Origin of the sequence: Photobacterium sp. OFAV2-7, assembly GCF_022347985.1 — a bacterium.
Lineage (GTDB): Bacteria > Pseudomonadota > Gammaproteobacteria > Enterobacterales > Vibrionaceae > Photobacterium.
The window spans coordinates 1-14,841 of record NZ_JAKRFQ010000043.1 but is presented as its reverse complement, the minus strand read 5'-3'; the positions used below and the strand labels follow the sequence as shown (position 1 = coordinate 14,841).

Below are 14,841 nucleotides of genomic sequence, written 5' to 3'. Positions count from 1 at the left end.
AAAAGGGACAAAGTGGTTAAAACTATTGTGTGTTTAGCTTCAGGATGGGACTATTCGAAACAGATTGCCCGTGAGAAAATCCAAAACCAGTAGTTCGCCGTCTAGATCTTCAGCAAAGCTGACGATTAGCATCTCAGTATCTAACAATATAGTAGTGGCACCGGTTAAAGGGTTGAAAGCCCAAATGCGGCCTGTGATGAAGTCCCCATACAGATAGAAACCGTCTAAGTTGGTAATGGATGCCCCTCTGTAAACGAAGCCGCCGGTCACCGATCTTCCCTCGGGGTGGGGGTATTCTATTTCAGGGGCAATGAGTCCGGTGCTAGGACAGTTAGGATCTGAAAAGCATTGGGCTCCCTCACGAATATTCCAACCGTAGTTGCCGCCAGTAACTATGAGATTGATTTCTTCGACAGAGCTTTGTCCCACATCTCCTAACCACAAGTCGCCGTTGCTACGATCGAAGCTCCAGCGCCAGGGGTTACGTAAGCCCCAGGCATAGATCTCGCCTCGGCCGCCGCCAGAAGAAAAAGGGTTATCCATTGGGATAGCATAAGGAACCCCACCGTCCACATCCAGACGCAGTATGCTACCGAACAGGCTGTTGGTATTTTGACCATGACCTAGTAAATCGCCTGCGGAGCCGCCATCACCTAAGCCAAAATATAGCATTCCATCAGCTCCGAAGGCGATGTGTCCTCCATTGTGATTATCAAAGGGCTGATTCAGCCGTAGCAGAACCATTTCAGAGGCTGGATCGAGGGTCAGGCCGCCATCGTTGCTGATAAATCGTGAGAGCCTGGACTCTAGTGCAGCCCCAGAATTCACTGGCGCAGCTGTATAGGAGAGATAGATTTGTCCGTTTATGAAAAACTGAGGGTGAAAGGCCATACCTAGTAGGCCTCCTTCACCTGTTGTATCGACTAGGGAAGTTAAGTCTAGCATCACTTCGACATTCGGAGAGACTGTGTCGGAAAACTGCAACACTCGACCTGCTCGCTCTAGCAGGTACCATCGTCCTCGCTGATTGGGAGCCTGCAGCAGTAACACCGGCTGCTGAAAAGAAAGGCCATTAAAAGCAGGCTTCAAGGCTATTGCTGGAGGAGCGGATATTGGAGCACTTGATTCGGAACCGTCTCTGCAAGCTATCAATAATAGGGAAAATAGCCCAAATGTGATCAAACGGAGATCCCATCGATTCATAGAACTCTTCCTCGATAAACAATGTTAAATTCGGTAGAGGCGAAGAGATACAAATAATTATAGAGGGGCGATACGAGCGCACATGATTGTCGTCCCCTATAAGTTGTTTTCTGAGACTTAAGTATATTAGCGTATAACGCTTCCAGTTAATCCGACTTAGCCGTCGTGAGGGTTCCGACTAAGCACAATGATTACGGCGTTACTTTGCTGAATACTACAGAACAGCAAATTACTGTCGGTCAGTTTGGTACGGATGCCCGGCTTTTCGGGGACCAGGTAATCTTTCATAGCCTCGATAATGGGTTGACCAACAAGAGAAGAGGGAAGATATAGTTCAGTAACTCAAGTTGTATATTCATGTTAAGTGTTTGATTTGTTTTTCTTTCTTATCTTTGCGTTAGTGTAGATGAGCATATTCTGAATCACCCAGTTCCACTCGAATTTTGAGCCGCTTGTGCAGAGTATGGTGATTGGGCTGAAGCTGCAAAAGTGAATGAGCGATATATCCTATAAAGCAATTCATATTACGGGGGTATTCACCATAAATATCAAAGTAACCAAATATTAATAAGTATGGGATTGTATGATTTCATAGCAACAAGTTGATTATATAGATAGTATCATCACGAATGAACGTTGTTTTATTGTGTGGTATCTATGAAAAAAACACTTTGTGTCCTTTTGCTCTTCAGCTCAAGCAGTTGCTTTGCCGTAAATCATGAAATTGGGCTGCGAATTGGTGGTGGCACTATCACTAACGATGATCGCGCTGATGGCGGATTTGCATTCCAATTGGGCTACAACTACCTTTTTAATCCTCATTTTGCCCTGGATGCAGCCTATTACGGAAATACTGGTGGTCTCGGCTATATTGGTAGCCTGGGATTTGTCGATGAAGTCTCCAGCGTCGGAGGCGGATTGCTGGGGGTAAAAGCACAGTACCCCGTATTCAAATACTTGAACGTATTTGCCAAGGGGGGGCTCAACTATTCTTCCGTTGAAGTGACAACAGAGTTACGCAAAGATAAGACCGCTTCAACAACCTACAGTGGAGTACATCCTTATTACGGTGCAGGCACTGAATTAATGTTAGGAAATCATGTAGGTATTTCCATTGAATATCAGCGAATTGAGCTTAGCCATAATTTCAGTAGCGATAACTGGCTGACAGGGATAAACCTAAAGTTTTAATTGGACTGAATAGAATCTTCAGAAGATATCGGGACCAAGCATCAGTGATTGGCCCCGTTTTATTAATGTAGGAATAAGATAACGAAACCTCTCTTTTAGAGCTATTAAGCCCACGATGGATTTCGTTTTAAGCATAAGAAGAAAGACCGCTGTCTTTGGTGTTGTAGTTGTTTAAGCTTAATGTTGTTCTTTATTTCACTTTTCTGAACAAATAGTTGCCGCGAACTTTGCGCCATAAGCCGAAGACATCGGTACGCGGAAAAACCCCGATCCGGCGGATCTGATAAGGGTCCTGATGGAATTGCAGCGGGCCGGAGTTGGTAGCGACGGCAAACTGGTACCCGACATCCTGAGTAATAGATTTGGTGTCCTCGTTATGAAGACCAAACGGATAAGCAAAGGATGTCAGCGGCTTGCACAGAAGTTCTTCGAGCAGGTTTTTATTATCGATGATTTCCCGATACTGTTCTTCATGGCTAAGGGTGTTTAGTTTGGGGTGTGACATTGTGTGGCCACCAATCTCGACCACACCGGAGTCAGCAAGTGCTTTGATTTGCTCTTTCGTCATCAGGCTTACCTGAGTCTCGGGGTTATCCGGGTGCTCGACATCCCAGCGGTTGAATGTCTCGCCGGTAACAACGAATACCACGGCTTTGAAACCGTATTTCTTGAGCAAAGGCATCATTAGGTGGTAGTTATCGGCGTAGCCGTCATCGACGGTGATCATGATATAGCGCTTGCCGGGTTCCAGCCGGCGAATGAGGTTATTTTGCGCCAAGTCTTCAAAGGTGAGGGACTCAAACCCCATGCGCTTTAACAGCTTAAGGTGCTTTTCGAACATTTTGATATGGAGGTAGGTGCCGTGTACGCCTTTTTCGCTCTCATCCTGAATAAAACGGTGATACATAATGACGGGCATTTCTCGCCGTAGCGTATCAATGTAGACATCCTGGTAGATACGTTCAATCTGGTTGACCACTGCCGTCAGGTTGTAGTTGGCTTTGATAGTCGCTGTTAGCTCGGGATCGCATTGTGGCTGGCTGAGGCCTCGTTCGACTTCTTTGGCAATAGAACTAAAATCAATATCCAGATCCTTGGGTCCTATATCACCAAAGTTGGTTGCCATAGCCCGCTGTACATTGTCTGGAGTCACGATACCTATGCTGGCGGCTTCACCGATGGCAAGGGTAGGGCGTCCGCATAGCAGTGATTCCATTGCTACACGACCCGCGCCGATCACCAAGTTTGCCTGGCTTAGCATTTTTGGGACATCATGAGTGTAACCGGTGAAGGTCACGCTATTTTTAAATACCTCAAAGCGCGCATCACACCGTGAGCCGGATACAACACGAACGTCATACCTTTCCAGATCCAGGCAATCGTTTAGTAGTCGGAAACATAACTCACCTTTAGGTCCGGTAAGGCGGCCGACAATAGTGATCACCGGGCGAGGGTTTTTGGGTGGTTCACAGACATTGAAGCGCTCGGTTTCAATGCCGTTACGGCTAACCTCCAGTTGGTTTTCTGCGACTCCAAGATCTTGAATGAGTTGAGCCTTTATGGCTTCACAGACAGGAAGTGCCCTGTTGCCCATCGCATGGAATTTTTTGCGTGAGGCATGCACCGGCTGGCGACCGTGTACTGTGGTGACCATCGGAGTGCCGGTCAACTTGCACGCGAGATGGCAGCTCCAGCTGGAGGCTCGCGAGTGGGCATGTACTAATTGAATATTATGTTTTTTAATGAGATAGACCAGATAGCCGACATGCCAAAAACGCCTCGGGATGCTGCGCTTGTTGAAGCGCAATGTGAATGATGGTCCTTGGTGAGGTTTGGTAAGAGTGTCCGAAATATAAAAGACATTATGCCCGCGGTTTGTTAGCTCGTCACCGACTGTCGTGGCATACACCTCTGCACCCGTAACCTCTAGCTGTGAAAGCGCCATCAAGATATTCATATCTAGTCCATATTAAGTGAAACATCATGTGAGAAAAGCCTGTTTTATTAGCCTTCTCTTGGATGTTTTTATTGCCAGTAGAATTTGGCTTTTAACAATAATACAGTGTATTAATATGGTTAAGTCAGGTGGTGTATCAAACTGTCATGGTGTGGATACAAATCAATACAAAGCAGTGCGTTTATTATATTGCCTTCCAATTAATTTATAATACACTGTTCATTTTGCTAGTGGTGATTTAATGTTATGACACCTAAATGGTTATATGTTATTTAGTATAACTATTGATTTTTAATTATTTATTGCCTTGTCAGTTTCATATTGTCTGCGATGAGTCGGTTTATTCTGCTTTTAAACAAAATAAACCGTTAAATGAGTATCAGGTTGTTTTATTTATATGTGTGTGTTTTTTATTGATGTGATGTATTGGTGGATCAATGAACATTGTTAGTGCCGCAGTAATGAGTTATCCAGATGACCCCAAAATGGTAAAACATGTCAGTAAATTTTTACTTAGGGGACTGGTTTATTATCCTTATTTAACTCGGTTGATGAAGAGTTTCACTGGCCCTTATAAAGAAATGCTATTCTCAAAGCAACCTGACTTTTTAACGAAGTGTATGAGGCCTTACCTTCACAGGGGGTTGAAAAAGATAGATACTGTGAATATGTTGATAGCTCATCACAATTGGGTAAAGTATACTTTCTCTGAAGATAACGTTCGCTTGATATATAAGGATGGCATTATTCTTGGTGAATTAAACCTGGGAGATAATACCTATTATATGGTTTTATCTTATGAGGGGCGCTATTGGAAAGAGGGTGAATTAACATTACGGTTATCTGATAATAAGGGCACAAATTACTATGTATTATCATTCACAGTATTTGAAAATAATGCCTATATTGGTGGTGTTCAAGGCCCCGATATTGATGACGGCTTTAGTCGATTAGCAACAAAGGAATTATTTGGACTAAGGCCCAAGTCGCTGATGCTGGAAACGGTGAGAGTGGTGCTGCAGTCACTGGGTGTGAGTCGCATACTTGGCGTCAAGAACCGCTCTCATACTTATACATCACTTCGGTATTTCAGTAAGAAAGTCTATTTTGATTATGACACTTATTGGGAAGAGCATTCCGGTATTTCGTATAGCAAAGATTTGTATGAAATCCCGTTGTACGCAGAGCGAAGAGATATCGAAGAGTTAAAAAGAACGAAGCGTAGAATGTATCGGAAACGCTATGCGTGGCTTGATAGCTATCAACAGGCAATACAACAGGCTTTAATCAACTGATCTCATTAGCCCCAGCTTGTTTGGCTGAGGCTGCTTGAGAACGTGCCAGTCAGGCTGCAAGTTTTACCCGGGCTGCCTGCAGTGTTTCGACAATAGGCGCTGCCTTATTCAGGCGGCGAATATCGGCAAACAAGGCCTTGGCTTCGGGATACTCGTGCCGAAGGTAGGCAAACCATTGTTTAACCCGGTTTGGGTAATAGAGGCCTTTATCTCCCTTGATTTCGTATTGGGAGTAACGCAACAGCAAGTCTAACACCTCTACCCAGCTCATGTGTGTATCATTGTGCTTGATAACGTTGCAGAGATTCGGCAAGTTTAGGGCACCGCGACATACCATGAGCGCATCGACTTGGGTGGTCTGCAGGCATTCCTGACCATTCTTGTAATTCCAGACTTCTCCGTTGGCAATAATTGGAATCGAGATTTGTTCTTTGACCTGGCGGATGTAGTCCCATTTGATGGTCCCGGCCTTATAGCCGTCGATCTTGGTCCGCGCATGGATGGTGATTTCATCACCGCCTGCCTGGGCAACGGCATCGGCAATTTCAAAGCAGCGGGCCGGATCATCCCAGCCCAGACGAACCTTAGCGGTCACTGGCTTTCTTGGATCTGTAGCCTGTCGGACAGCTTTGACAATCTGGTACATTAGTTCCGGATTCTGGAGCAGCACGGCACCGCCTCGGCTTTTATTGACCGCCTTGGCCGGGCACCCGAAATTGATATCAACACCGGCAGATCCCAGCATGACGGCGCGATTGGCATTTTCCGCCAGCCAGTCGGGATCCTGTCCAAGCAACTGAACCCGCACCGGGGTACCTGATGTGGTTCGGCCTCCCTGATGAAGCTCCGGGCACAGGCGGTAAAAGACGCTATTTGGCAGCAGCTGATCAATGACCCGCACGAATTCAGTGACGCAAAGATCGTAGTCATTGATGTCGGTGAGCATCTCTCGCATTAAATGGTCGAGTACACCTTCCATCGGGCCTAATATTACACGCGTCGCTTTTGGCATTAGCTCTCTCGCACTGTACCGTTATCTACATAAGGGGCGAGATTCTAGTCCGGAATAGCACCTTTGTCACCTAATCCTGCAGCACATGGTGTGAATCAGGAAAAAGCTGTTTGCCGGAGACCTTTGCTACAGCCCCTAGCTGCTCATTTTCAGCGAGTAAAGAAAGCTCCAGCATAGAGCGGGCAACATCCTCGGCTGGAATGGGTATTAAGTGGCCAAGGGGGCCGAGCATCAATGGCCTGATCAAATTGAAAACTCCCTGTACGACTTGTTCATCCTGGCGAGGGACAGAGCGCTCCCCTTGTAGTGGACCCGGACGGACAAAGACAGAGTGGGAAAAGCCCATTTTGCTGATCACCTGCTCCATTTTTCCCTTGCAGCGTAAGTAGTGCGAAGGAGACCATGAATGTGCCATCAGGCTAGATATCACCACAAGGTGCCGGACGCCCAGTAATTGCATCGTGGTTGCGACATCCTTGACCAATTGATAATCGACTGCTTCAAGCGCCTGCTTGCTGCCGGCCTGTTTCTTGGTCGTGCCCAGGCAGATGAAGCCAATCGTAGGTGTTGGATCCGTTTCACCCCAGGCGGTTACACGTAGTTCGGGATGGACGATCTGGACCAGTTTCTTGCTGTGAAAAGGCAATTCACGGCGAGACAGTGAATAGACAGTATGAAAGTGAGGGTGGGCGAGAAGCTGGTGGAGAAGTTCATCGCCAACCAGGCCACTGGCACCGGCAATAATCGCGTTTGCTGTCCCTTGATACATCGACATCGTCCTGATACTTGTCGTTAATTACGTCATTTTTGCCAGTATCTGCAGCAAAATTCAACAACAAAACTCAAGTAATGTCTGGTAGATACCGCTAGTGGGAGGTTTTGGCATCGGGTTTGCTGCAGGTGGTACCAGGTTTTCCCATGGGGTCAATTCACAGGAGTGGAAACGAGCATCTTGGTGGCATTTGGGTATATAATCTTGCGCCTAATCAGTTTTGCCCGATAAACCGGAACACACGATGACACAACTAATGACACTACCAGCTGACTGGGAAGGTATGCCAGCCGCTTTCATTGAAGGTGCCTTGCTGGCGGCTAATGCCAACCCGAAACCCCTGGAACCAGAAAAATGGCTGCCTGTACTGGTGCATGGCGGAGTGACGGAAGATGCGCAGATCACCGTTGAGGGTGAGATTAAAATGGCTATCTTGAATCATTTCGAGATGCAGTACCGATACATCAAGGCCGGTGAATATGTGTTGCCTGAGCAGGTTTGCTGGCAGGAAGAGTCTGGTGTGACCGAAGGGATGAGCCATTTTGCAGAAGGTTTTCTGGCAGTCTGGCCTTTCATTGAGCCGAACTGGGCTGATCAGGTGATGTCTGATGGCACCATGCGCATGTTATCGGCTCTGCTGACAACCTGCATGTTGCTGGTTGATGAAAGCTCGACCCTGGCTCAGATGCAAGAGGCGGGTGTCGAGGGTATGCCCGAACCGGCTCAGCTATATGCCCAACTGCCACTGATGCTGACTGAAGTGGTAATGGCGGCCGATGAAATCCAGCAGGGGGCAGCTGCCCAGGCCGTAAACCCGTATAAAGACACCGGGCGTAATGACGAGTGCCCGTGCGGGAGCGGCAAGAAATTCAAGCAGTGCTGTGGTCGATAATGACTGATGTTCAGCCGTCACCTGAACATAAGCCGGTGCTCCTGGTTGTTGCGGCCGTCATCGAAAAAGATGGCCGTTATCTGCTGGCCCAGCGCTTTGACCATGCTAGCCAGGGGGGCTTATGGGAGTTTCCCGGCGGTAAAGTTGAAGAGGGGGAAATACCCGAACAGGCTCTGGAGCGCGAGTTACAGGAAGAGTTAGCAATCACTACCAGTACAGGTTGCTGGCTGGCTGATAGTGTGTTTGATTACGGTGATAAAGTCATCCACCTCAAAGGCTATCTCAGCCACTGGCAGAGCGGTGAGCTGGTGTTACATAGCCACCAGAATGCCGTATGGGTTGAACATGCCGAGATAGCATCTTACCCCTTATGTCCCGCCGACTACCCGATTGTGGATGCCTTGCAAAGCTAGCAATAGGCCATAAACAAAAAGCGAAAGGCTTTCACCTTTCGCTTCCATCATTGATCATGTTATCCCAAGACTAGAACTTGTCGCTCTTCTTGCCAAAAAACTGTGCGATAACAACTAGCGCGAGAACCACTAGGTTGGCGGCGAAAATAATCACCAGCCACTGTGGCATGGACTGACCCAGGAAAGACCATACTACCTTGCTGCAGTCGCCCGTTGCTTCAAACATCCATGGTACCCACTGGTTTAGTGGTGCCCACTCCGGAAACGTCACAAACAAATCACAGGTTGCAAAAGGCGACGGGTTGAACTGGTAACCGACGTGCTCGTTGGCAAGAGCCAGACCCTGATAGGCGCTGTATCCCCACCCGGCAAGCCCGGCCCAGCGGATCACGGCGTTTTGCGGGGCAATCATACCAAGCAGGGCGGCAAAGCCTATTCCCATCATAGCGACGCGTTCATAGATGCACATGACACATGGGTCTAGTTTCATGACATGCTGGAAGAACAGGGCGCAAGCTTCAAAGAAAACAATGAAAATGAGCAGTAATAGCCAGGATAATCGGCTTTTGGAAAAGGTATTCAGAAATTGCATGAAATGATCTCACCTATACTTAAAACAAAGCCCTGAGAAATCAGGGCTTTGAACTTGTAATTTCTGACACTTATCTTTGCTAAAGATTCAATTAATGTCCAGTAGCAGGTGCAATATGTGAGGCAGCTTCCGCAACATGGTGACTTAGCCAGCCCATGTCGTGGAACCACTCCGTCATCGGAACCAGCATGAACTCGATACCGGCAAGACCAACGAGCGACAGTACAATGGTATAAGGCAAGGCCATGTATACCATTCGGCCGTAGGACAGGCGAATCAACGGAGCCAGCGCCGATGTCAATGCGAATAGGAATGCAGCCTGACCATTCGGTGTTGCCACTGACGGTAGGTTGGTACCGGTGTTGATAGCAACAGCCAACATATCGAACTGATCACGGGTAATAACGCCGTTAACCAGTGCTGTTTTTACTTCGTTAATGTATACCGTACCGACGAATACGTTATCCGATACCATCGATAGCAGGCCGTTGGCAATGTAGAACATTGTCATCTGGGCGCTACCTTCAAGGCTCAGTACCATTTCGATAATCGGTGCAAACAAATGCTGGTCGATAATAACGGCCACGATAGAGAAGAAAACGGCAAGTAGCGCGGTGAATGGCAGTGCCTCTTCGAACGCTTTACCTAGCGCATGCTCTTCAGTAATACCGGTGAAAGAGGTGGCAAGGATAATGACCGTCAGACCAATCAGGCCGACAGCTGCAAGGTGCAGGGCAAGGCCAAGAATAAGCCATACCGCGATAACAACCTGAACACCCAGCTTGGCATAGTCGATGTTGGTGCGGCGCTTGCGCTCTTCGTCGTCGAAATCAACTAGGATTTTACGAACATTCTCCGGTAAGCGAGTACCGTAGCCACAGATCTGGAATTTTTCGACCAGTACGCAAGTCACTATGCCACACAAGAAAACCGGAACAGTAACAGGTGCCATACGCAGGATGAACTCACCGAACAGCCAACCTGCCTGGTCGGCAATGATCAGGTTCTGGGGTTCGCCCACCATGGTCATTACACCGCCCAAGGCGGTACCGATACCAGCATGCATTAGCAGGCTGCGAAGGAACGCACGGTAGTTTTCCAGATCATTACGGCTCACTTCGCGGATATGCAAGTCAGTCGTATGGTCGTGCGAGGCATGGGGCTCACGGCCTGAGGCAACCTTGTGATAAATGCTGTAGAAGCCAATGGTCACGCTGATCACAACCGCGATAACGGTCAGTGCATCAAGGAAGGCGGACAAAAAGGCGGCCATGACAACAAACGATAACGACAGCAGTGTCTTCGATTTGATGGTGATCAGTATCTTGGTGAAAATGAACAGCAGTAGCTGTTTCATGAAGTAGATGCCGGCAACCATGAAGATCAGTAGTAACAAGACTTCGATGTTGGCAACCAGTTCGTGCTTGACCTGCTCGGGGCTGGTCATTCCTATTGCAACGGCTTCAATAGCCAGCAATCCACCGGGTTGTAGCGGGTAACATTTCAGGGCCATGGCAAGAGTAAAGATAAACTCAATGACCAGTAACCACCCTGCGACAAAAGGGTCGATTAGGAAAAATACGATTGGGTTGATGATGAGGAAGGCGATGATTGCCAATTTGTACCAGTCGGGAGCCTTGCCTAAAAAGTTCTTGATAAAGGCGTTCCCTAGCGAAATAGCCATGTTCTTGGGTCTCTCAAAATACGCAAATTATTCAATGAGCCGGCTGCTACTTGCCTATTAGTCTGAGACCAAGATAACCAGTTGGTGGTTAAGTGTCCTTATGAGACCCCCTAAGCTAAAAATCATTTCCCTGATGGTTTTTAACTTAAAGCAGGCAGCAGCTTCCATTTAGCTCCCAGAGATAGATCGTGCTAACTGTACAGTTTGATCTAGATCAGTCAAGTAGTGAAATGGGAAGATGTGTAATTTATTGATATCTCATCTCAAAACCGGGGATTTAGGGCGGTAGATTACCACGCTCTGAAATATTTGCTTACAATTCGCAGGAAACGTTGAGCATTATCAAATTTTGAAGCGCAAAGTAAAACATGTCTTTTACATACCCAGCAGAGTTTCGCCCATTGCGTAACTAGTGGTATGATGAGTTAATAATATATAAGCAAGAAGCAACTGGAAAAATAATCAGATGGTTATAAAGGCTGATAGCCCAGCAACATTTGCTGAGAAATATATCATAGAGAGTATCTGGAATAATCACTTCCCACAGGGGTCGATTCTTCCGGCTGAGCGGGAATTGTCCGAGCTGATTGGTGTTACCCGTACGACGCTTCGTGAGGTGCTGCAACGTCTTGCCCGTGATGGTTGGTTGACTATTCAGCACGGCAAACCGACTCGTGTAAATAACTACATGGATACGTCGGGCCTGAGCATTCTCGATACTTTGATTACTTTGGACGGACAAGATGTTCAGGGGGTACTTGAAGACCTGCTTTCTGCTCGAACAGATATTAGCAGTGTGTACATGCGATATGCTGTTAAGGGTAATCGTGAAGAGGCTAGTCAATTGTTGGCTAACATCATTACTTCTTGCGAGACCTTGCTAAAGGCTGGCAACTTTACCGACTTCGTTGAAGCAAGCGACGAAAAGACAGAGTTGATGCAGGAAGTGAAGAAGATCGTCGACAAATACGGAAAAGATCAGCCGGAGCTTTGCGAAGCTATTTGCCGTGCCCGTGCGTTCAACTACTACGATTACCGTATGTTCCAGGGGATGGCGGCGAAATCAGGCAACACCCTGTATGTTCTGACGATTAATGGCCTGCGTAAGATTTATACCCGTGTTGGTGGTTACTACTTTATGTCGAAGGAAGCCTGTGAATTGGCACTTAACTTCTACCGTGACATGAAGTCTTACTGTGACAATAACCAGCCGGAGCTGGTTGCCGATCGCATCAAGAAGTATGGCCGCGAGAGCGGGGCGATTTGGTACAGCAACCGTGTTGAGATTGCACGTTACCTGTATGAGGAAGAGCAGTAAGCTCGGAACTATATAGCCGTGAATGTAAAAAGGAGATGCAATTGCATCTCCTTTTTTGTTTATGGCTCTGGTTGTTATATCTCCGAATTGTACTGATTGCGAACAGGGCAGGTTCCGAGGATCTGCGTTCTGCCGTCGGGCATCTCTTCCTCCAGTGTGACATCGAAGCCCCATAGGCGGTACATGTGCTTCAGTACTTCCGTATGGCTGTCTGCTAGCGGGATCCGGTTGTGTGGTACGTACCTCAGAGTGAGTGAGCGATCACCTTTCAGCGCCACATTCCACACCTGAATATTCGGCTCATTATTGCTGAGGTTATACTGGGACGAGAGTTTCTCGCGGATCATTCGGTAGCCTTCCTCATTGTGAATGGCGCTGACCTCGACATAGTTGTAGCGATCATCGTCGTCCACGGCGAAGAATTTAAAATCACGCATTACTTTCGGTGACAGGTACTGGCTGATAAAGCTTTCGTCTTTGAAGTTCTCCATCGCAAAGTGTACGGTCTCCAGCCAGTCAGATCCTGCAATATCCGGGAACCAGTATTTGTCTTCCTCCGTCGGGTTTTCGCAGATTCTGCGGATGTCCTGGAACATGGCAAAGCCCAGCGCATACGGATTGATACCGCTATAATACGGACTGTTGTAGTCCGGCTGAGCGACAACATTGGTATGGCTGTGAAGAAACTCGATAATAAATCGATCGGTAACCAGGCCCTCGTCATAGAGGTGGTTGAGGATGGTATAGTGCCAGAAAGTCGCCCAGCCTTCGTTCATTACCTGTGTTTGTTTCTGCGGGTAGAAGTACTGGCTGACTTTACGCACGATACGGACTATTTCACGCTGCCATGGCTCTAACAGCGGCGCATGCTTCTCGATGAAATACAGGATGTTCTCTTGGGGCTCATGGGGATAACGTGCTTCCTCTGTTTTGAGTTCTTTTTCTTCCTGGATAGGAATGGTGCGCCACAGTGCGTTGACTTGGGTTTGCAAATAATCTTCCCGCGCCTTTTGCCGGGCCTTTTCCTCGACGAGTGAAATTTTTTGCGGGCGCTTATAGCGATCCACACCATAGTTCATGAGCGCATGACAAGAGTCGAGCAATCTCTCGACCTCATCGACGCCGTATTTTTCTTCGCATTCGGTGATGTATTTGCGGGCAAAGAGCAAGTAGTCGATGATTGAGCTGGCATCGGTCCAGGTTTTAAACAGGTAGTTGCCCTTGAAGAACGAGTTGTGACCATAGCAGGCATGGGCCATGACCAGTGCCTGCATGGTTATCGTATTTTCTTCCATCAGGTAAGCGATACAGGGATCCGAGTTAATTACAATCTCGTAGGCCAGCCCCATTTGGCCGTGTTTGTAGCCACGCTCTGTTTCGATAAAGCGCTTCCCGAAAGACCAATGATGGTAGTTGATGGGCATCCCGATACTGGAATAGGCATCCATCATCTGTTCAGCAGTGATGATTTCGATCTGGTTAGGATAGGCGTCAAGCCGATAGTGATCGGCGACGCGTTTAATTTCCGTGTGATACTGCTCAAGCAGGTCAAACGTCCAGTCAGGACCATCACTGAGTGTTTTTGACTTAGTGGTTGTTACCATAACACACTCCCCTATAGCGCTTGCTGACATCTAATTCACTTGTTTCTTGAATAGCTCCCGGAATACCGGGAAGATGTCTTCCACACTCCTTATGTTTTGCATCGCAAAGTTGCTGTGGCTTGCCTGCAGTGCCTCATACTCCCGCCATAGTGTCTGGTGAGCCCGGCGGGTGATCTCGATGTAGGAATAATAACGGCTGACTGGCAGGATATGCTTGTCCAGTAGTTCTCGACAGCCGGGTGAATCATCAGCCCAGTTATCACCATCCGAGGCTTGCGCCGCATAGATATTCCACTCAGACGGTGAGTAACGTTTCTTGACGATGTCATCCATCATTCGCAATGCACTAGATACAATCGTGCCCCCGGTTTCCTGAGAGTAGAAGAACTCATGCTCGTCTACTTCTTTGGCTTGGGTGTGGTGGCGAATAAAGACCACATCTACATTCTTATAGGTTCGGTTGAGGAACAGGTACAGCAAGATATAGAAGCGCTTCGCCATATCTTTGGTTGCCTGATCCATTGAGCCGGATACATCCATTAGGCAGAACATAACTGCCTGGCTGGTGGGTAGTGGCCGACGTTCGTAATTCTTGTAGCGTAAGTCAAATGTATCAATGAAGGGCACGCTGCTGATTTTTTCCCGCAGGGCCTGAATCTCCCGTCTCACCCGATCTTCTTCAAGTGGCTGGGCCGGTTCGGTATTCATCAAGTAGTCTAGCGCTTGTTCCAGCTCTCTTAGCTGACGACGTTTGGCGGCCGTCATTGCTGTCCGGCGAGCCAGCGAATTCTGCAACGATTTCACGATGGCAATGTTGGCCGGTACTCCGGAAGATTTATAGCCGGAGCGGAATGTTTTCCACTCGACGATTTTATTGAGCTGGTTTTTTTCCAGGTTTGGCAGTTCCA

At 47.7% G+C, this 14,841-nt stretch carries 13 protein-coding genes; 5 read left to right on the top strand and 8 right to left on the bottom strand.

All coding sequences use genetic code 11. The features are described from left to right. Positions 1-39 precede the first annotated feature (39 nt). Positions 40-1,203 (bottom strand): sorbosone dehydrogenase family protein, encoded by a 1,164-nt coding sequence (locus tag MHN01_RS05295; protein WP_239410363.1) that lies wholly within the window; start codon positions 1,201-1,203, stop codon positions 40-42. 657 nt (positions 1,204-1,860) lie between these two features. On the opposite strand from MHN01_RS05295, the gene MHN01_RS05290 reads away from it, so the two are divergent. Beyond that, entirely contained in the window at positions 1,861-2,394 is a 534-nt protein-coding gene (locus MHN01_RS05290) for an outer membrane beta-barrel protein (RefSeq protein WP_239410362.1), read from the top strand. Positions 2,395-2,584: 190 nt separating this feature from the next. Here the strand turns inward: MHN01_RS05290 and MHN01_RS05285 are convergent, their stop codons facing one another. Further along, on the bottom strand, positions 2,585-4,351 hold the full coding sequence (locus tag MHN01_RS05285; protein ID WP_239410361.1) for a polysaccharide deacetylase family protein: 1,767 nt from the start codon (positions 4,349-4,351) through the stop codon (positions 2,585-2,587). A gap of 437 nt (positions 4,352-4,788) precedes the next feature. Between MHN01_RS05285 and MHN01_RS05280 the strand changes: the two genes are divergently transcribed. Then, positions 4,789-5,646: a VirK/YbjX family protein gene (locus MHN01_RS05280; protein WP_239410360.1), complete on the top strand. Its 858-nt coding sequence runs from the start codon at positions 4,789-4,791 to the stop codon at positions 5,644-5,646. 49 nt (positions 5,647-5,695) lie between these two features. Here the strand turns inward: MHN01_RS05280 and dusC are convergent, their stop codons facing one another. Together dusC and MHN01_RS05270 are read right to left on the bottom strand one after the other, a co-directional pair. Next, positions 5,696-6,658 (bottom strand): tRNA dihydrouridine(16) synthase DusC, encoded by a 963-nt coding sequence (dusC, locus tag MHN01_RS05275; protein ID WP_239410359.1) that lies wholly within the window; start codon positions 6,656-6,658, stop codon positions 5,696-5,698. Between the two features lie 70 nt (positions 6,659-6,728). Continuing rightward, positions 6,729-7,427, bottom strand: coding sequence for an NAD(P)H-binding protein (locus MHN01_RS05270; RefSeq protein ID WP_239410358.1), 699 nt, complete (start codon positions 7,425-7,427; stop codon positions 6,729-6,731). A 247-nt stretch (positions 7,428-7,674) separates the two neighbouring features. Between MHN01_RS05270 and MHN01_RS05265 the strand changes: the two genes are divergently transcribed. Then, the gene (locus MHN01_RS05265) at positions 7,675-8,322 is read left to right on the top strand and encodes a YecA family protein (protein WP_239410357.1); all 648 of its coding nucleotides are present in this window, start codon (positions 7,675-7,677) and stop codon (positions 8,320-8,322) included. Continuing rightward, positions 8,322-8,735 carry a (deoxy)nucleoside triphosphate pyrophosphohydrolase gene (locus tag MHN01_RS05260; RefSeq protein WP_239410356.1) on the top strand — a complete coding sequence of 138 codons (414 nt, stop codon included), beginning with the start codon at positions 8,322-8,324 and terminating at the stop codon, positions 8,733-8,735. The genes MHN01_RS05265 and MHN01_RS05260 overlap by 1 nt, the downstream gene beginning before the upstream one ends. A gap of 70 nt (positions 8,736-8,805) precedes the next feature. Here the strand turns inward: MHN01_RS05260 and dsbB are convergent, their stop codons facing one another. Together dsbB and nhaB are read right to left on the bottom strand one after the other, a co-directional pair. After that, entirely contained in the window at positions 8,806-9,327 is a 522-nt protein-coding gene (gene dsbB, locus MHN01_RS05255) for a disulfide bond formation protein DsbB (protein ID WP_239410355.1), read from the bottom strand. A gap of 91 nt (positions 9,328-9,418) precedes the next feature. After that, positions 9,419-11,011 (bottom strand): Na(+)/H(+) antiporter NhaB, encoded by a 1,593-nt coding sequence (nhaB, locus tag MHN01_RS05250; RefSeq protein WP_239410354.1) that lies wholly within the window; start codon positions 11,009-11,011, stop codon positions 9,419-9,421. Positions 11,012-11,477: 466 nt separating this feature from the next. Here nhaB and fadR point away from each other — a divergent pair, with 466 nt between their 5' ends. After that, positions 11,478-12,329, top strand: a complete 852-nt coding sequence (fadR, locus tag MHN01_RS05245; protein WP_239410353.1) for a fatty acid metabolism transcriptional regulator FadR — start codon at positions 11,478-11,480, stop codon at positions 12,327-12,329. 74 nt (positions 12,330-12,403) lie between these two features. Here the strand turns inward: fadR and MHN01_RS05240 are convergent, their stop codons facing one another. After that, complete coding sequence (locus tag MHN01_RS05240; RefSeq protein ID WP_239410352.1) at positions 12,404-13,933, bottom strand: SpoVR family protein; 1,530 nt, start codon at positions 13,931-13,933, stop codon at positions 12,404-12,406. Between the two features lie 30 nt (positions 13,934-13,963). Continuing rightward, positions 13,964-14,841, bottom strand: an 878-nt coding sequence (locus MHN01_RS05235) for a YeaH/YhbH family protein (RefSeq protein WP_239410351.1), incomplete at its 5' end; no start/stop codon positions are given.